We start from the raw sequence: 18,018 nt of genomic DNA, 5'->3' as shown, positions 1-18,018 counted from the left end.
GCCTGGGACGCGGTCTTTGACGAGTATTCTACGGTAGCTTGGCTTTCGCTGATCCCTGCCGTCGGGCCGACTGTTCAGAACACACCTGGCCCGGTGAAGAGCTTAAGCATCGGACGGCTTTCGCGGTCTCGGTTACCGTAATGGATGTTACGGTAGCGTACTTGGCGCACTCACCGTGTTCCGCCCAACAGGGCCTCGGCCGACTCCGGGCGTACCGGCAATTCGGGACAGCGTTACCGTAGCGGCCTGCATCGACCGTGGCTGCTACTTTCAATGGCTCCGCTCCACGCGGCTCAATGACTCCAGGCCTTTCATCAACGCCGTCGGCGCGGCGTCCGGGGCAGGTGGCGGGGCAGGAGGGATGTCGATGAACGGACCCAGGTGGCTGATACGGTCGGCGCTGTGCCCGGCGCTCTGCGTTTTCGCCCTGGCCGGGCCGGTCTTCGGGGCCGAGGCGCCGCCGTCCGACAGCCCGCCGCAAGCGGTCGAGCAGGACGAGCCGGAAGACTCGCCGATCGACGACGAGGCGATGACCGTCCTGACGCGCATGGCCGACACGCTCGCCCAGGCCCAGCGCTTTACCGTGACCATCCGGGCCAGTTACGACGTGGTTCAGGACACGGGGGAGAAGATCACGTTCGGCGAGCGACGCGCCCTCACCCTGAACCGTCCCGACGGGCTGCGGGTCGAAGCGCAGGAGAGCGACGGGAAACGGTCGCTGGTGACGTTCGACGGCAAGGCGATCTCCGTGTTCAACGCGGACGAGAACGTCTACGCCCAGATCGAACGGGCCGGCACCATCGACGACGCCGTGCGCTATCTGGTCCAGGATCTTCAGGTGCGGCTGCCGCTGGCGCTGCTGCTGGTCAGCACGCTGCCGGATGAGCTGGAGCAACGCCTTCAGACGCTCGACTATGTGGAGCGGGACATGCTCACGGCGGTGCCGACCGATCACTTAGCGGGGCGCACCGAGGATGTCGACTTCCAGATCTGGATCGCCACCGAAGGCCCGCCGCTGCCCGAGCGCGTGACCATCACCTACAAGGGTGACGAAGGCGAGCCGCAATACCGGGCCGACTTCTCCGATTGGAACCTCAATCCGGACGTCCAGCCGGCGCAGCTCGCCTTCCATCCTCCCGACGGCGCGGAACGCATTCCGGTCATGATCCGTGTCCGCCGCAACGCGGCCGGTGGTTCGGAAGGAGCGCCGAAATGAACAGGTCGTCGCCACGGCAATCGTCACGGATTATCTTTTCCATCGCCGCATCCCTGTTGCTGGTGGCCGGATCGGTTGCGGATGCCTATGCCCGCGGCGGTGGTCGCGGTGGAGGCGGCGGCCGAGGAGGAGGGGGCGGCGGGGGATTCTCCCGATCCGGCCCGGCGGCGGGAGGCGGCTTTTCCGCTCAACGTTCCTCGGCGGGACGATCCACGGCGGGGGTGGGAGCCCGTCAGGCCGGCGCCACCCAGCGGTCGAGCCAGCGGACGGCCTCCGCGCAGACGGCGTCCCGGCAGTCCGGCGCTACGGAGCGGTCCGCGCAGCGCGCCGAGACGAAGCAGACGCGCACCGAAGCCCGGGCCGACACGCGCAGTTCGGCTCAGGAGGAGCGGACTGAACGGCAGGGACAGCGGCAGCAGGGCCAGACCGAACGCACGGAGGCCCGCCAGCAAGGCCAGACCGAACGCACGGAATCGCGGGCCTACGCGGCGCAGAACATCGCCAACAACTGGGATGGTCATCATTACTACGACGATGATGACGACGATTGGGGATGGGCTCTTGCGGGTGCGGCGGTGGGAGCGACCGCCGGCTACATCGCCGGTGCGGCCACGGCGGGTCCCAATTACGTGACGGTGCTTCCCTGCACACCCACCGTCGTGCCGTACGGCGGCGTCAGCTACTACGGTTGCGGCGGAACCTGGTACAACCGCAGCTACGTGGACGGAAACGTCACCTACATCACCGTCACCGCGCCTCCCGGATATTGATCGTTTTGGGCGTGATCCGTCAGTTCGATCATGTTCCGGCCGTCAGGGTTTGAATGCGTGCGATGATGTGGTCGACATGCGGCCGCACCCCCGGCGCGAGATCGCTCCAATCCTCCCGCTCCTCGCCGAGATAGGCCGCTCGGGCGTGCGCCAGAACGCGCCGGTGCTCCTCGGGCAGACGCGCGAGCGCCCAATCGGCGGCCCGATCCTTCGGGAGGATCTCGCCGGTCGCAAGCGTCGTCCAAATGCGCGCCAGGGTCAGCAGCCCGTTTCGTCTGTCGTCCCCCTCTTCGATTCCCGGAATCAGGATCGGCACCATGTCCACCATGGCCCGGACAAGATCCGCGCGCGGCACCGGATCGAGGAGATCGGCGACGGGTGGGCCGAAGAGCGGCAGGGCTCCGCGGCGGGCCGCCTCAATCAGAACGGCGACGTCGGGATCCCGGCATGGCCATTCGGGCAGATCACCCCGCTCGAACTCGGCGCGCATCCATTCGCCATACTGAAGCTCAAGGCAGCCGGGATGGCGCCATGGGGTCAGGGCCGGGCGGGCGAGGATGGTGAGTTCGACGGGGCGGCCCGGTCCGCCGGCGGCGGTGCTTCCCGAGATCGGCAAAAGCTGACCGATGATCGCAACGCGCTCATCGTCCGACAGCGATCGATCGGTGACGACGAGGATATCGAGATCGCTGTTCGGGCGCAGGGCACCCGCAACCGCCGATCCATAGAGATACGCGGCCAAGGCGGAGCCGCCGAGAACGTCGCGGACAAACGCCGCGGCGGCAACGGTCTGCTCGCAGGATCGTGGTTCATGCGCCAGGGGCGGTATCATCGCGATCAGAATGCCAGCCGCGTCGCAGAATGACAACGGCTGGCAGGGCTCTGAAATCGTCCGTCGCCCGGTCGTTGGCGACGCGATCGCCGCAGGTCGGTCGATGGGGCCGCGGTGCGGTCATTGAGTCCCGCTTCGCTGGGTCGCCCCCTGCTGGACGCCGCGCTGGTAGGCCGAGGCCTCGGTCCGCTTGTGATAGTCGTAGAGCAGGCCGCCGGCCAAGCCGGCGCCCGCGCCGATGGCGGCACCCATGCCGGCGTTGCCAGCTATGGCGCCGATCAGCGCTCCGCCGGCAGCACCTCCGGTCGTGCCGGTGAGCGCGCGCTGCTGGGTCGGTGACATGTCGGCGCAAGCCGCAAGGGGAAGCGCGACGACGGCGACGCGGAGGAGTCGTGTGGGTTTCATGATCATTCCCATCCTGGTTGGCCTTTGATCGAAGGCCGTGGACCGCAGCGGAGGAAGCGGATGCCGGCGGGATCAGGCGCGGCAGGGGTAGCGCTGGGACAGGAAGCGGAACAACCCATCCACCGGCGGCGTGTCCATCAACCTGGGATTCTGCTTTGCCCAGGTGACGAAGGCGGAAACGGCGTCGTTGCGCGACGGCGGTGGCGTCGGCGCGCACACCAACTGGCGCTTGCCTTCGGCGGCCGCCACGACCTGATGGTATTGATAGGCGCCGACGGCGAAGCCGTGGCAGAAATGGAGCGCCGCGATGCCGGTCGGGTCGTTTGGCGTGGCTTCGCACAGCCGCACAAGGTCGCCGGTGGTCCGGACCTGAAAATTGGTTTCCGTGGGGGCCGGCCCCATCTGCGCGTTCGCGGCGGTGATCACCGTCGCCGTCAGGGCAACGGCCAGAGCGGCCTTGGTTCGGTGTTTCATGGTTTGCTCCCAGCGCTTTTCTTATGGACGAGGAGACGACTCCCCAACGAACCGGCCGGTCCGAGACGAAACCGATGGACAGCCGATCGGATGGACCGGGTGCGGAGGTCGGGGAACAATTTAACTCGCAAAATACAGTGCTTTAAAAAGTAGCACTCCACTAGACCCGGCGCAGTCCTGCTACGGTAACGCCCGCCGTATCTGTCATGTAGAAAAATCTGATTTCTGCCCAAAGTGCCGGTCGACAGTCAAAATTTTCGCCGTCGCTGGGTGCTGGCTTCTCTCAAAGAACATAAATAGAGAATAAAATGGAATTTTAAGATAAATTGCTCGGGGCGAGCGCCCGGAGGGCCTCTCAAATTGAAACGCATTCGGGAAAAATCCTGAAACCGAAGCCACCCCGTAAGACGGTGCCACAGCCCTGTTTCAGGCATGAGCGGCCAAGGGATCGTGGCTTGATACGGTAACAAGGCCAACAGTTGCACGCTTCAGCGCAGCGGGTGGTTTGGTTCAGGATTCCACCTGTCCAAGCCAGCGTCTCGGCCCCCTAATTCCCAATCCGCTCCGCCAGCTTTGCGACACCTTCGCGGATGCAAAGAAACCGGTCGGCCTAGCAGACGCACGGTCGGCGCAAGAGCGTACAGCCAGAGAGGGCATGTGATGAAGACTCGGCGGGAGCCTCCCCGGACTGAACAGCCGTCTCTGACGACTTGGTTTTCCACCTGGACTGCGGCATTCCCTTTTCTTACCCCCTTCGGCGAACCCGCAGGTGACAGGACCACTGCAAAGCCGGCTGGGGCAAAGCCGGCTGGAGAGACCGCGGTTGGGAAAGGCGCGGATGCGCCGGCTTTTTCCAACCCGTTCCTTGGTTTCAACCCATTTCAGGACGCTTTCGACTACGGCGTCGACGCCATGCAGCGTTGGATTCTGTTCCTGGATGTCCTGCGACGCCGCGGCGACCAGTTCATGGACCATGCCGATAAAGGAAAACCGCCCGTCCTGTCCTTCCCTTACGAGGTCGTGATGGAGGGGAGGAAGCTGAAGCGGCCGTGCAATTACACGCTGCTTCGCATCCTGCCGGACCCCGCCGTCGGCACGGACCCGGCCAAGCGCCCGTTCGTGATCGTCGATCCGCGCGCCGGTCACGGGCCTGGGATCGGCGGCTTCAAGCCGGACAGCCAGATCGGCACCGCTCTGCGCGCCGGCCACCCCTGCTACTTCATCGGCTTCCATGCTGAACCGGAGCCGGGCCAGACCCTCGCCGACGTGGGTGAAGCCGAGGCCTTCTTCATCGAGCATGTCGGAAAGTTGCACGACGGCGCGGGCGGCAAGCCGTGCGTCATCGGCAATTGCCAAGCCGGCTGGGCGGTGATGGCGCTGAGCGCGGTCCGGCCCGACCTGATGGGGCCGATCATCATCGCGGGCTCCCCGCTGTCCTACTGGGCCGGCGTGAAGGGGCGGAACCCGATGCGCTACCTCGGCGGGCTCTATGGCGGCGCCTGGCTCGCTGCCCTGGCCAGCGATCTCGGCAACGGCCGCTTCGACGGGGCGCATCTGGTCGGCAACTTCGAGAAGCTGGACCCGGCCAACACCTATTGGAAGAAGGCGTACAATCTGTACGCCCATATCGACACGGAAGCGGACCGGTACTTGGAATTCGAAAAGTGGTGGAGCGGCTTCTTCCTGATGAACGGGGAGGAGATCGAGGCCATCACCGAAGAGCTGTTCGTCGGCAACAAGATGACCAGCGGCGGCATCGTCCGGAACGGGCGCCGGCTGGATTTGCGGAACATCCGCTCGCCCATCCTGGTCTTCGCGTCCTTCGGCGACAACATCACGCCGCCGCAACAGGCGCTGGGCTGGATCCTCGATCTCTACAGCGACGTCGAGGACATCCGGGCTCACGAGCAGACCATCGTCTACAACCTCCATCACGACATCGGGCATCTGGGAATCTTCGTGTCCGGCCGCGTCGCCCGCAAGGAAACGTCGGAGTTCGTCGAGAACATCGACTTCATCGACCTGCTGCCACCCGGTCTCTACGAGATGATCCTCCAGCCGAAGGACCCGAGCGTTCCCGGCGCAGATCTGGTCGCGGGCGACTACGTCACGCGGTTCGAGCCGCGCACGCTCGACGACATCCGCGGGCTTGGCGGCAACACGCCGGAGGACGACCGGCGGTTCGCCGCGGTGGCCCGCATCTCGGACATCAACAAGGGCCTGTACGCCACCTTTGCACGGCCCTCCATCCAGGCGGCGGTCAACGAGCCCTTCGCCGAGTGGCTGCGGATGATGAACCCGGCGCGCAGCCAGTATTACCTGTTCTCGCACCTCAACCCGTTCATGGCGCCGGTCGCCCCCATGGCCGACTGGGTGCGCGAGCACCGCCGCCCGGTGAGCCCGGACAACCCGTACCTGAGCGCGCAGAACCGCGTCTCGGACGAGATCGTGCAGGGGCTCGACCGTTGGCGGGACGCGCGGGACGGCGCCGTCGAACGCCTGTTCATGGGCCTCTACAACGCGCCGCTCCTTCAGGCTCTGGTCGGGTTGGCCGCGCCGGGCGAGGACGCAAGGCCGCCGCACGTCCGCGACGAGGCGTTCGAAGCCCTGGTCGAAAAGCGGATGGCCGAGATCATGGGGCGCGTGGAGGAGGGCGGGTTGCGGGAGGCGCTGTTCCGCGTCCTGATCCATGCGCGGCGCGGCGAGGGCGCCCTCGACGAGCGCGCCTTCCAGATGCTGCGGAAAATCCGCGAGGAGCATCCCGGCACCCAGCACCTGTCCGTGGACGCCGTCCGCGCGGTCTTCCGCGAACAGGTCTTCCTGATGCTGATGGACGAAGACACGGCGATGAGCGCGCTGCCGAAGCTCCTGCACGGCGAGAAGGAGCGCAAGGAGGTGATGGCGCTGGCGGAACGCGTCCTGGAGGCCTCCGGGCCGCTCACTCCCGACCAGCGCGCCCGCCTGCGGCAGGTGGATGCCCTTCTGCACAACAAGGAGGAGCGCATCGAGGCCGAGCGCGAGCCGCCCCTGCGTGTGCTGCCCGGGGCCGACGGAACGTCCCTGGCCAAGGCCGCCTCCGACATCAGCCGGGCGGACGCGCCGCCCAGGGCGATGGGCACAGCGAAGGCCAAGTAAACCCGGCGCCGACGCACGGGGCTGACGAGCAACAAGGGGAACGCGTCATGAGCAACATGGATCAGACCAGGGCGGCCGCGGCCGTCCCCGACATCGGTGACGACCTGATCTCGCCCGACGAGCTCCGGAAGCTTGCCGAGGAGCACGAGATGGCGCTGCTTCAGGAAGCCCTGGAGCGGGAAAAGAAGCACATGAAGGAACAGGACACCGTCCGCGAAGCCTTCATGAATCAGCACATCCGCCCCGATGCCAAGGAACGGTTCACGCGCGCGGTGCGCGACGCCGCGTCACGCGGCGTGAAGGAAATCCAGGTGGCGCGCTTCCCGAGCAGCTACTGCACCGACGGCGGCCGGGCGATCAACAATTTCGAGCCGGACTGGCCAAATTCCCTGACCGGCTACGCCCGCGAAGCCTATGAGGTCTTCGACAAGAATCTGAGGGCCAAGGGCTACAAGCTGCGGGCGCAGATCCTGGACTATCCCGGCGGAATGCCGGGGGACGTCGGGCTGTACCTGCGCTGGTGAGGAGGGCGCGTCATGGCCGGCAGCCCGCCACCGTCCGCGCATCGGCATGAAAAGTACGAACGGCTGGTCGCCGCCTGCCGCGCGATCTCCCCCGTCCCCACGGCGGTGGCGCATCCCTGCGACGCTTCGTCCCTGGGCGGCGCCGTCGATGCGGCCCGGCAGGGCTTCATCACCCCGATCCTGATCGGTCCGGCCGCGCGCATCCGGGCCGTGGCGGACGAGGCCGGTATGGACATCGCCCCGTACGAGATCGTGGACGTGCCGCACAGCCACGCCGCCGCCGCCACGGCGGTGGAGATGGTGCGCCAGGGGCGCGCCCAGCTCCTCATGAAGGGAAGCTTGCACACGGACGAACTGCTCCGCGAGGTGGCGAGGAAGGACAGCGGGCTGCGGACGGAGCGGCGCATCAGCCACGTCTTCATCATGGACGTGCCGACCTACGCCAAGCCGCTGTTCATCACCGACGCCGCGGTGAACATCGCGCCGACCCTGGAGGACAAGCGCGACATCATCCAGAACGCAATCGATCTGGCGCGGGCGCTGGGGAATCCCCAGCCGAAGGTGGCGATCCTGTCAGCGGTCGAGACCATCAACCCGAAGATCCCCTCCACCGTGGAGGCCGGCGCGCTGTGCAAGATGGCCGACCGGGGACAGATCACCGGCGGCCTGCTGGACGGGCCGCTGGCGCTCGACAACGCCATCAGCCCGGAGGCGGTGAGGATCAAGGGCATCGCGTCCCCGGTCGCCGGGCAGGCCGACATTCTCGTCGTGCCGGATCTGGAGGCGGGCAACATGCTCGCCAAGAACCTGACCTTCCTGGCGAACGCCGATGCCGCCGGCATCGTGCTGGGCGCGCGGGTGCCCATTGTGCTGACCAGCCGGGCCGACAGCGTCATGACGCGCATGGCCTCCTGCGCCGTGGCGGCGCTGTACGCGCACCGGCAGCGGATCGAGCAGCCGGTGAAGGGGTGAAGCCGCCATGACCGAGATGAGCATGACCGAGACGATCCTGGTCATCAACGCCGGTTCCTCCAGCATCAAGTTCCAGCTGTTCGACGCGGCGGACGGGACGCTGCCGGTGCGCCTGCGCGGCCGGATCGAGGGGATCGGCACGACGCCCCGGCTGATCGTCCAGGATGGCAGCCAGGATGGCAGCCAGGACGGCGGCGTTCCCTTGCCGGCCGAATCCGGCGACGGGGTTCCCGGCGCGCTGGCCTTTCTCGGCGCGTGGCTGCGGGAGCGGCTGGGCGGGGCCATGCCGGTGGCGGTCGGGCATCGGGTGGTCCATGGCGGGCCGGTCTACGACAGCCATGTGGCGGTGGATGATGCGGTGATCGGGACGTTGGAGACCTACGTTCCGCTCGCCCCGCTCCACCAGCCGAACAATCTGGCGCCGATCCGGGCGATCCGGAAACTCCTGCCCGACGTGCTTCAGGTGGCCTGCTTCGACACGGCCTTTCACCGGCACCATTCCGAACCGGCCGACCGCTACGCCATCCCGGAGGCCCTCCACCGGGAAGGCGTGCGGCGCTACGGTTTTCATGGCCTGAGCTACGAATACATCGCCGGGCGTCTGCCGGACCTCGCCCCGGGGATCGCCGGCGGGCGGGTCGTCGTCGCGCATCTCGGCAGCGGGGTCAGCATGTGCGCCATCCAAGACGGGCGCAGTGTGGACAGCACCATGGGATTCACCGCGCTGGACGGGCTGCCGATGGGCACACGGCCGGGACAGCTGGACCCCGGCGTGGTCCTGTACCTGATGGACAAGGGCATGGACGCCCGCGCCATCGAACGGCTGCTGTACTACGACTGCGGGCTGAAGGGGCTGTCCGGCATCAGCAACGACGTCCGCGACCTGCTGGCCAGCCCCGACCCGCGCGCCAGGCTCGCGCTGGACTGCTTCGTTTACCGGGCGACCCTCGCCATCGGGGCGCTGGGCGCCGCCATGGGGGGCATCGACGGGCTGGTGTTCACGGCCGGCATCGGCGAACGGGCGCCGGTCATCCGCAAGGCCATCGCGGAGCGGGCGCGTTGGCTCGGCGTCGACCTCGACGAGGCGGCCAACGCCGCGAACGCGCTGTGCATCACGACGCCGGACAGCCGGGTCATGGGCTGCGTCATCCCGACCGACGAGGAGCGGATGATCGCGCTCCACACCCGCGCCATCCTCCGCCGCCACCGCTCCGCATGACACGGTCCCGAGAAGGAGAGAGGCACCATGTCCTGGTTATCCGGTTTTGGGTCATCCAGATCGGCAATCGTCGCCGGCCTCCTGCTTCTCGGCTGCGAGCAGCCGGCGCCGCCACCGGCCGAGGCGACGCTGATCCGCGCGTTGCCGGTGCAGGTCAGCCAGTTCGACCGCACCGCCGCGCTGACCGGGGAAATCCAGGCCCGCCATGAGAGCAACCTCGGCTTCCGCGTCGGCGGCAAGGTGGTCGAGCGGCTGGTGGACGTGGGGCAGACGGTCACGTCCGGCCAATTGCTGGCGCGGCTGGACAACCAGGACCAGACCAACGCCGTGAGGTCCGCCGAATCCGACGTGGCGGCGGCGCAGGCCGCCGTCGAGCAGAGCCGGACGCAGGAGGAGCGCCAGCGCTCCCTGCTCGCCAACGGCTTCACCACCCGGGTCCAGTACGACAACGCCCAGAAACGCTTCCAGCAGGCGCAGGCCGAGCTGAACTCCGCCGAGGCGCAGCTGCGCTCGGCCCGGGACACGCTGTCCTACACCGAACTGCGGGCCGACCGCGACGGGATCATCACGGCGAAGGCGGCGGAGCCCGGCCAGGTGGTCGCCGTCGGCCAGCCGGTGCTGCGGCTGGCCGACCCGAATGAGCGGGAGGCGGTCTTCCAGGTGCCGGGCGCCAGCATCCGGCTGGAGGGGCGGGAGGGCCTGCCGCCGGTCGAGGTGCGGCTCGTCAACGACGCGAAGACCGTCACCGAGGGCACAATCCGCGAGGTGTCTCCGGGGGTCGATCCGGTGACCCGGACCTACACCGTGAAGGTTTCCCTGCCCAACGCCCCCGACGCCTTCCTGCTCGGCTCCTCCGTCGTCGGTCGGGCCAAGCTGCCGACGCGTCCGGTGGTCAATCTGCCGTCCTCGGCCCTGTTCCAGACGGGAAACGGGGAGCCGGCGGTCTGGGTCGTGACGCGGCCGGCCGACACGGTGAGCCTGCGCCCCGTCTCCGTCCTGCAATACGACACCGGCACGGTCACCGTCTCCAGTGGCCTCAGCGATGGCGATCTGGTGGTGGTCGGCGGCGTCCAGAAGCTGCGGCCGGACCAGAAGGTCACCATCAAGCAGGGGAGCGGCGCATGACCCGCATCGCGCGACCAACCATGCGGCCCCCAACCATGTGGCGGCCGCCCGCGAAGCCGCTTCTCGTCGCGCTGCTGGCGCTTGCCCCCGCCCTGGCGGCCTGTCAGCCGCAGGGCGGCCATCACGCGGAAGCGGCGCCGGTGATCCGCCCGGTGCGGACCGTCACCGTGGAGCCGGTGACCTTCCGGATGGGCGGTTCCGCCACCGGAACCATCGAGGCGCGGGCCGACGCCGACCTTGGCTTCCGCATCGCCGGAAAGCTGGTCGAGCGCAAGGTCGATGTGGGCAGTCTGGTTAAGGCCGGCGACGTGCTGGCGCGGCTGGACGACCAGGACCAGCGCAACGCGCTGCGGACCGCCGAGGCGAACCTCGCCTCCGCCAAGGCTGATCAGGTGCAGGCGCGCAATGAGGAGGGCCGCAAGCGGGAGCTGTTGGCCAACGGCAACGCCCCGCAGGCGCAGTACGATGCGGCGCTTCTGGCGATGCGCACCGCCGACGCCAAGGTCATCGCCACGCAGGCGGCGCTGCAATCGGCCCGCGACCGGGTCGGCTACACGGAGCTGCGGGCGGATCGGGACGGCGTGGTGACCACCATCGGGGCCGAGCCCGGACAGGTGGTCGAAGCCGGGCAGATGGTGGTGCGCGTCGCCCAGCCCGAGGAGCGCGAAGCCGTCTTCAACGTCGCCGAGACCGGCATCCGGGCGGCGCCGAAGGACCCGGTGATCGAGGTCTCGCTGGCCGGCGCACCGGACATCGCGGCGGTGGGCCGCGTCCGCGAGATCTCGCCCCAGGCCGATCCCGTCACCCGGACCCACACCGTCCGGATCGCGCTGGACAACCCGCCCGACGCCCTGCGCCTCGGCGCGACCGTCATCGGCCGCCTGAAGCAGCCGCCCGCCCCGGTGGTCGAGCTGCCGGGAACGGCGCTGTTCGAGGAGGCCGGGCGGAGCTTCGTCTGGATCGTCGACCCGAAGGCCCAGACGGTCCGGCGCCAGCCGGTCGTGATCAGGGCCAGGGAAGGCGATGGCCCGGTCATCGTCACCGAGGGACTGACCCGCGGCGACGTCGTGGTCACCGCCGGCGTGCACAGCCTGAGCGAAGGCCAGCGGGTCCGGTTCAACCAGAAAATCGAAACGGCGGCGGCACCATGACCGGCTTCAATCTCTCCGAGTGGGCTCTGCGCCACCGTTCCTTCGTCTGGTACCTGATCATCTCGCTGACGCTGGCGGGCGGCATGGCCTACATGCGCCTCGGCCGCGAGGAGGACCCGGCCTTCACGATCAAGACCATGGTGGTCCAGGCCAACTGGCCCGGCGCCACCATCGAGGACACCATGAAGCTGGTGACCGACCCGATCGAGAAGAAGCTGGAGGAGATCCCCTATCTCGACTACGTCAAGAGCTACACCAAGCCCGGCATCTCGGTCGTCTACGTCAATTTGAAGGACTACACGCCGGCCGAGGCGGTGCCCGACCTGTGGTATCAGGTCCGCAAGAAGATTGCCGACATGAAAGCCACCCTGCCGCAGGGCGTGCAGGGGCCGGCCTTCAACGACGAGTTCGGCGACACCTTCGGCACAGTCTTCGCCTTCACCGCCGACGGCTTCAGCTACCGCGAGCTGAAGGACTACGCGGAGACCGCGCGGGCCGATCTCATGCGCGTGCCGGACGTCGGCAAAATCCAGTTCGTCGGCGTCCAGAACGAGCGGATCTATCTCGACTTCTCGACGCGGAAGCTGGCCGCGATGGGGATCGACCGCGAGCAGGTCATCGCCGAGCTTCAGGCGCAGAACGCCGTGGCGCCGGCCGGCGTGGTCCAGGCGGGCGACGAGAAGATCTCGGTCCGGGTCAGCGGCGCCTTCACGTCGGAGGACAGCCTGCGCGCCATCAGCCTGCGCGCGAACGATAAATTCTACCGGCTGGCCGATCTGGCGGACATCCGGCGCGGCTACGCCGACCCGCCGTCGCCGCTGTTCCGCTACAACGGGCAGCCGGCCATCGGAATGATCATCTCCATGGCGGCCGGCGGCAACGTGCTGACCTTCGGCGAGGGCATCCGCGAGCGGATGCGGCAGGTCGAGGCGAACCTGCCGGTGGGCATCGGCGTCCACCTCGTCGCCAACCAGTCGGTGGTGGTGGAGGAATCGGTCGCCGGCTTCACCAAGGCGCTGAAGGAAGCCGTCGTCATCGTCCTGGTGGTCAGCTTCATCAGCCTGGGCCTGCGCGCCGGGCTGGTGGTGGCGACCTCCATCCCGCTGGTGCTGGGCATGACCTTCATCGGCATGGAGTTCTACGGCATCACGCTCCAGCGCATCTCGCTGGGCGCGCTGATCATCGCGCTCGGCCTGCTGGTGGACGATGCGATGATCACTGTGGAGATGATGATCACCAAGCTGGAGGAGGGTTTCAGCCTGGATAAGGCGGCGACCTTCGCCTACACCTCCACGGCCTTTCCCATGCTGACCGGCACGCTGATCACCGTGGCCGGCTTCATTCCCATCGGCTTCGCCCAGGGCGGTGCGGCGGAATACTGCTTCACGCTGTTCGCCGTGGTGGCGATGGCGCTGCTGTTCTCCTGGATCGTGGCGGTCCTGTTCGCGCCCCTCATCGGGGTGAACGTGCTGCCCAAGACCATGAAGGCGAAGCATGGCAGCGAACCGGGGCGCCTGATGCGGATGTTCCGGGGCAGTCTGCGCCTGGCCATGCGGGCACGCTATGTGGTGATCGTCGCCACGCTGCTGCTGTTCGGCCTGTCGGTCTTCGGCCTGCGCTTCGTCCAGCAGCAGTTCTTCCCCGCCTCCGACCGCCCGGAGCTGCTGGTCAATCTGACCCTGCCGCAGACGGCCTCGATCCGGTCGACCGAGGAGGTGGTGGACCGCTTCGAGAAGGTGCTGGCCGCCGACCCGGACGTCGAGCGGTGGAGCTTCTACATCGGCCAGGGCGCTGTGCGCTTCTACCTGCCGCTCGACGTGCAGCTGGCCAACGACTATTTCGCGCAGGCCGTGGTGGTGACCAAGGGCTACAAGGTCCGCGAGGCCGTCCGCGCCCGGCTGGAGAAGGTGCTGAACGAGAATTTCTCCGATCTGAACACGCGGGTCAGCCCGCTGGAGATGGGGCCGCCGGTCGGCTGGCCGATCCAGTACCGCGTCTCCGGACCCGACGTGGGCGAGGTGCGGGCCATCGCCGCCCGGATGGCCGACACCATCGGCACCAACCCCTACACGCTGCTGGTCAACTACGACTGGAACGAGCCGTCGAAGGTGGTGCGGGTCGACGTGGACCAGGACAAGGCCCGCCTGCTGGGGATCAGCTCCAAATCGCTCAACCAGGCGCTGAACGCCACGGTGTCGGGTGCGGCCTTCACGCAGGTGCGCGACGACATCTACCTGATCGACGTGGTCGCCCAGGCGACCAACGCGGAGCGCAGCTCCATCGAGACGCTGCGCAACCTCCAGATCGCCATTCCGGACGGCCGCACCGTGCCGCTGGGCGAGGTCGCGACCATGCGCTACGACCTGGAGCAGCCGGTGGTCTGGCGGCGGACGCGCCTGCCCACCATCACCGTCCAGGCCGATCTGGTCCCGCCGCTGCAGGCCGCGACGGTGGTGCAGCAGCTGGCCCCGGCGGTCGACGAGCTGCGGCGCAGCCTGCCGCCCGGCTACACCGTCGAGGCGGGCGGCACGGTGGAGAACAGCGCCAAGGGCATGGCCTCGATCACCGCCGTCTTCCCGATCATGATCTTCGTCATGCTGACCATCCTCATGATCCAGCTTCAGAGCTTCCAGAAGCTGTTCCTGGTCATCAGCGTGGCGCCGCTCGGCCTGATCGGCGTCGTCGCGGCGCTGCTGCCGACCGGCACGCCGCTGGGCTTCGTCGCCATTCTGGGCGTGGTCGCGCTGATCGGCATGATCGTCCGCAACTCGGTCATCATGATCGCCCAGATCGACGAGCATCTGGAGGCCGGGGAGCATCCCTGGGACGCGGTCATCAACGCCACCATGCACCGCGTGCGGCCGATCCTGCTGACGGCGGCGGCGGCCAGCCTGGGCATGATCCCCATCGCGCCGGAGGTGTTCTGGGGTCCCATGGCCTACGCGATCATTGGCGGCCTGATCGTGGCGACCCTGCTGACGCTGCTCTTCCTGCCGGCGCTGTACGTCGCCTGGTTCCGGATCCGGGAACCGGCGGCGGAGGAGCGCGCCAAGCCGCGGTACGACGAAGCCATGCACCCGCCGGGTGCGGCGCCGACCAAGGGGGTGACGAGCGGCGTGTGACCACCCGCGCCTTGACGGGAACACAAGCTGAAGGGAACGGAATCCGTGGCGGACTTCATTCACGACCGGTTCATGCCGCGCGCCGACGCCGCGGAGGCCGCGGAGCGGTACGAGATGAGCTATGTCCGCAAGGCGCTCGTCCTGTCCATGATGCTGCTCCTGCTGATCGGCTGCTTCGTCGTGTTGCGCCCCTTCATCGCGGCGATCCTCTGGGCCGTCATCCTGTCCTTCAGCACTTGGCCGCTGCATCGGCGCATCGAGCGTGCGCTCGGTGGCCGCACGACGCTGGCGGCGGCGATCATGACGCTGACGATCATGGCGGTTCTCGTCGGGCCCCTCGTTGCGCTTGGAATCACGCTGACGGAGAACGTCGTCCGGGTCTACGAAGCGGCACACGCGGCCATGGACCGGGGGCTTCCACCCCTGCCGGACTGGCTGGCCGGCCTCCCGCTCCTCGGGGAGCAGCTGCGGGAGATGTGGAGCGTGCTGGCGAGCGGCGAAGCCAATCTGCGCACGACGCTCCAGCCCTACATCGGCCAGATCCGCGACGGGGTGCTGGCGAGCGGTGGGCATCTTCTCTCGGGGACGTCGCTGATTGCGCTGAGCATCCTGATCGCCTTCTTCCTCTATCGGGACGGTCGCACCGCCGTGCGCCGGCTGCGCAGCATCGTGGGGCGGATCGCCGGCGACCGCGCGCGGAAATCCCTCGACGTCGCTGCCGAGACGATCAACGGGGTCGTCCATGGCGTACTCGGCACCGCGCTGGTGCAAGCCATCGCCGCCACCGTGGGTTACTGGGTCGCGGGGCTTCCCGGCGCCCTGCTCCTCGGCTTCATCACCTTCTTCCTGACGCTGGTGCCGATGGGACCGGCGCTGATCTGGCTGCCCGCCGCGATCTGGCTGGCCAGCCAGGGCCGCACCGCTATGGCGATCTTCCTGGTGGCCTGGGTCGGCCTGCTGGTCGGCAGCCTCGACAACATCCTGCGCCCGATCCTGATCGGCCGGAGCAGCGATCTGCCCTTCATCATCATTTTCCTGGGCATCATCGGCGGTCTCGTCGCGTTCGGCCTGATCGGCATCTTTCTCGGCCCGACGCTGCTCGCCGTGGCCTACGGCCTCATCCGGGAATGGAGCGGGGGAAGCGAGCCGGGCGACGTTGTGGTGGAATAGGCGGGCGGGCCGTCCAAGAGACGGCGCCCGAAGGCGCCGTCGACATGCCCTGTGGACCGGGCCCGCGCCTTGGACAACACGCGCCCAGGCAGAGACGACCAACACCCTGCGCCTGGCTCAACTGAGCCTGTCCTGAACGCCCCGATCAGCTGTTCATGCGGGCCAGCACACGGTCGACCATGACCCCGGACTGCCCGAGGTAATTGGCCGGATCGCAGAGCTTGGCCAGTTCGGCGCGGCTGAGGCAGGCGCTGATCTCCGGCGTTTCGGCCAGCAGGTCGAGCAGCGGCCGGTTCTGCCGCACCGCCTCGCGGCAGAGGTCGTAGACCAGGTCGTGGGCGTATTCGCGGCCGATGTGGCGGCCGAGTCCCATCATCACCGCCTCGGACGCCACCAACCCGTTGGTCATCTCCAGGTTCGCGCGCATTCGTTCGGCATCCACCTCAAGGCCGCTCACCACGAACCGAGCCTGTTTCAGGGCGCCGGCCAGCAGGCAGAACGCCTCTGGCAGGACGATCCATTCGATCTCCCAGGGGCCGGTCGACCGCTCGTGGTCGGCCACCATGGCGTCGAGCAGGGCCGCCGTGTGCTGGCGCAGCACGGAGATCGACGCGTGGATGTAGCAGCTGGAGATCGGGTTGCGCTTCTGCGGCATGGTGCTGCTCGACCCGCGGCCATGGGCGAAGGGCTCGTAGACCTCGCTGACCTCGGTCTGCATCATCAGCTTCACGTCCATCGACAGCTTGCCGAGGGTGCCGCCGACCAGGCCCAGGAAACAGCCCACCTCGGCGATGGTGTCGCGGATGGTGTGCCAGGCGATCACCGGCTGGGCGAGGCCCAGTTCCTCTATCAGCCCGGCCTGGGTCTCCATGGCGCCGTGCTCCAGGGAGGCCAGCGTGCCGGACGCTCCGGCGAATTCGCCCATCAGCACGCGCGGACGGAGCTGCGCCAGCCGCTCGCGATGGCGTTCGACCGCCGACAGCAGCCCGGCCATCTTGTAGCCGAAGGTCACCGGCACCGCCTGCTGCAGGTTGCTGCGGCCGATCATCGGCGTGTCCCGGTGGCGCTTGGCGAGGGTCGCCAGGGCCGCCGACAGGCCCGCGAGATCCTCGTCCACGAGGGCCAGCGCCTCGCGCATCTGCAGGACCGTGGCGGTGTCGGTGATGTCCTGCGTGGTGGCGCCCCAGTGGCAATATTCGCCGAGCCGGTCGCGGCACAGCGCGTTGAGCTGCGAGACGACGCCCAGCACCGGATAACCGATGCGCTCCGTCTGCGCCTTCAGCGTCGCCATGTCGATCTTGTTGAGCGAGCAGTTGGCGACGATCTCGTCGGCGGCCTCCTGCGGGATGATGCCCAGGCGGCCCTGGACGCGGGCGAGTGCGGCCTCGATGTCCAGGTACTTGCGGGTTCGGTTCTCGTCCGACCAGATGGCGCGCATGGCCGGGGTGCTGAAGATGTCGCCGAAGATGGCGGAGTCGATGATCGTGGACGGCATGGTGCTGGTCCTCCCAGAAAATGTCGTTCTGTTCGCGGCGCGGCTCAGACCGCCTTCGCGTCGCGCAGCCGGGCGATGTCGCCGGGCGCGTAGCCCAACTCGGCAAGGATACGGTCGGTGTGCTGGCCGAGCGCCGGCACCGGGTCCATGCGCGCATCCCCGTCGCTTGCCATGCCCGGCGGCAGCAGGGCCGGCACCGGCCCGTTCTGGGTCTCCACCGTGCGCCAGCGGTCGCGGGCGGCCAGTTGCGGGTGGTCCCAGACGTCCTGCATGGCATTGGCCTGGGCGTTGGCGATCGAGGCCCGCTCCAGCCGGGCGACCACCTGCTCGGCGGTCAGGCCGGCGAAGGCCGCGAGCCCATCACAAACCGGGGGCAGCTTCGGCGACGGAGGGCATGCGGAAGGCGGG

At 68.1% G+C, this 18,018-nt stretch carries 14 protein-coding genes and 1 pseudogene; 10 read left to right on the top strand and 5 right to left on the bottom strand.

All coding sequences use genetic code 11. From position 1 onward, the window contains the following. The first annotated feature begins 367 nt into the window (after nt 1-367). Both DXK32_RS27565 and DXK32_RS27555 read left to right on the top strand, forming a co-directional pair. Nucleotides 368-1,216 (top strand): DUF2092 domain-containing protein, encoded by an 849-nt coding sequence (locus DXK32_RS27565; RefSeq protein ID WP_114861428.1) that lies wholly within the window; start codon nt 368-370, stop codon nt 1,214-1,216. Nucleotides 1,217-1,437: 221 nt separating this feature from the next. Further along, nucleotides 1,438-1,986, top strand: a complete 549-nt coding sequence (locus DXK32_RS27555; RefSeq protein ID WP_114861427.1) for a hypothetical protein — start codon at nt 1,438-1,440, stop codon at nt 1,984-1,986. A 28-nt stretch (nt 1,987-2,014) separates the two neighbouring features. Here DXK32_RS27555 and DXK32_RS27550 read toward each other — a convergent pair whose 3' ends face one another. The 3 genes from DXK32_RS27550 to DXK32_RS27540 all read right to left on the bottom strand — a co-directional run bounded on the left by DXK32_RS27550 (nt 2,015) and on the right by DXK32_RS27540 (nt 3,697). Continuing rightward, complete coding sequence (locus DXK32_RS27550; protein ID WP_205215846.1) at nt 2,015-2,854, bottom strand: aminoglycoside adenylyltransferase family protein; 840 nt, start codon at nt 2,852-2,854, stop codon at nt 2,015-2,017. Nucleotides 2,855-2,938: 84 nt separating this feature from the next. After that, entirely contained in the window at nt 2,939-3,223 is a 285-nt protein-coding gene (locus DXK32_RS27545; protein ID WP_114861436.1) for a glycine zipper family protein, read from the bottom strand. A 72-nt stretch (nt 3,224-3,295) separates the two neighbouring features. Beyond that, nucleotides 3,296-3,697, bottom strand: coding sequence for a Rap1a/Tai family immunity protein (locus DXK32_RS27540; RefSeq protein ID WP_114861426.1), 402 nt, complete (start codon nt 3,695-3,697; stop codon nt 3,296-3,298). A gap of 912 nt (nt 3,698-4,609) precedes the next feature. On the opposite strand from DXK32_RS27540, the gene DXK32_RS27535 reads away from it, so the two are divergent. The 8 genes and pseudogenes from DXK32_RS27535 (at nt 4,610) to DXK32_RS27500 (ending at nt 16,115) form a co-directional block, all read left to right on the top strand. Then, nucleotides 4,610-6,832 (top strand): DUF3141 domain-containing protein, encoded by a 2,223-nt coding sequence (locus DXK32_RS27535; RefSeq protein ID WP_247877373.1) that lies wholly within the window; start codon nt 4,610-4,612, stop codon nt 6,830-6,832. A 47-nt stretch (nt 6,833-6,879) separates the two neighbouring features. Next, nucleotides 6,880-7,356: a hypothetical protein gene (locus tag DXK32_RS27530; protein ID WP_114861425.1), complete on the top strand. Its 477-nt coding sequence runs from the start codon at nt 6,880-6,882 to the stop codon at nt 7,354-7,356. A gap of 42 nt (nt 7,357-7,398) precedes the next feature. Next, nucleotides 7,399-8,328: pseudogene (locus DXK32_RS27525) on the top strand (bifunctional enoyl-CoA hydratase/phosphate acetyltransferase); the annotation flags it as partial. A 7-nt stretch (nt 8,329-8,335) separates the two neighbouring features. Beyond that, complete coding sequence (locus DXK32_RS27520) at nt 8,336-9,547, top strand: acetate/propionate family kinase (RefSeq protein ID WP_114861423.1); 1,212 nt, start codon at nt 8,336-8,338, stop codon at nt 9,545-9,547. Between the two features lie 27 nt (nt 9,548-9,574). Next, complete coding sequence (locus tag DXK32_RS27515) at nt 9,575-10,672, top strand: efflux RND transporter periplasmic adaptor subunit (RefSeq protein ID WP_114861422.1); 1,098 nt, start codon at nt 9,575-9,577, stop codon at nt 10,670-10,672. Next, on the top strand, nt 10,669-11,823 hold the full coding sequence (locus DXK32_RS27510; protein WP_205215845.1) for an efflux RND transporter periplasmic adaptor subunit: 1,155 nt from the start codon (nt 10,669-10,671) through the stop codon (nt 11,821-11,823). Before DXK32_RS27515 ends, DXK32_RS27510 begins: the two co-directional genes overlap by 4 nt. Next, the gene (locus DXK32_RS27505; protein WP_114861420.1) at nt 11,820-14,945 is read left to right on the top strand and encodes an efflux RND transporter permease subunit; all 3,126 of its coding nucleotides are present in this window, start codon (nt 11,820-11,822) and stop codon (nt 14,943-14,945) included. The genes DXK32_RS27510 and DXK32_RS27505 overlap by 4 nt, the downstream gene beginning before the upstream one ends. Before the next feature lie 45 nt (nt 14,946-14,990). Further along, nucleotides 14,991-16,115, top strand: coding sequence for an AI-2E family transporter (locus tag DXK32_RS27500; protein WP_205215844.1), 1,125 nt, complete (start codon nt 14,991-14,993; stop codon nt 16,113-16,115). A gap of 145 nt (nt 16,116-16,260) precedes the next feature. Here the strand turns inward: DXK32_RS27500 and pcaB are convergent, their stop codons facing one another. Together pcaB and DXK32_RS27490 are read right to left on the bottom strand one after the other, a co-directional pair. Further along, nucleotides 16,261-17,610, bottom strand: coding sequence for a 3-carboxy-cis,cis-muconate cycloisomerase (gene pcaB / locus DXK32_RS27495; RefSeq protein WP_114861419.1), 1,350 nt, complete (start codon nt 17,608-17,610; stop codon nt 16,261-16,263). Nucleotides 17,611-17,654: 44 nt separating this feature from the next. Then, nucleotides 17,655-18,018, bottom strand: a 364-nt coding sequence (locus DXK32_RS27490; protein WP_205215843.1) for a CoA transferase, incomplete at its 5' end; no start/stop codon positions are given.

The sequence above is a fragment of the Azospirillum brasilense genome (genome assembly GCF_003349955.1).
GTDB lineage: Bacteria > Pseudomonadota > Alphaproteobacteria > Azospirillales > Azospirillaceae > Azospirillum > Azospirillum brasilense_B.
Note: the sequence above shows the minus strand (reverse complement) of the source record. Positions and strands in the feature narration are given on the sequence as shown.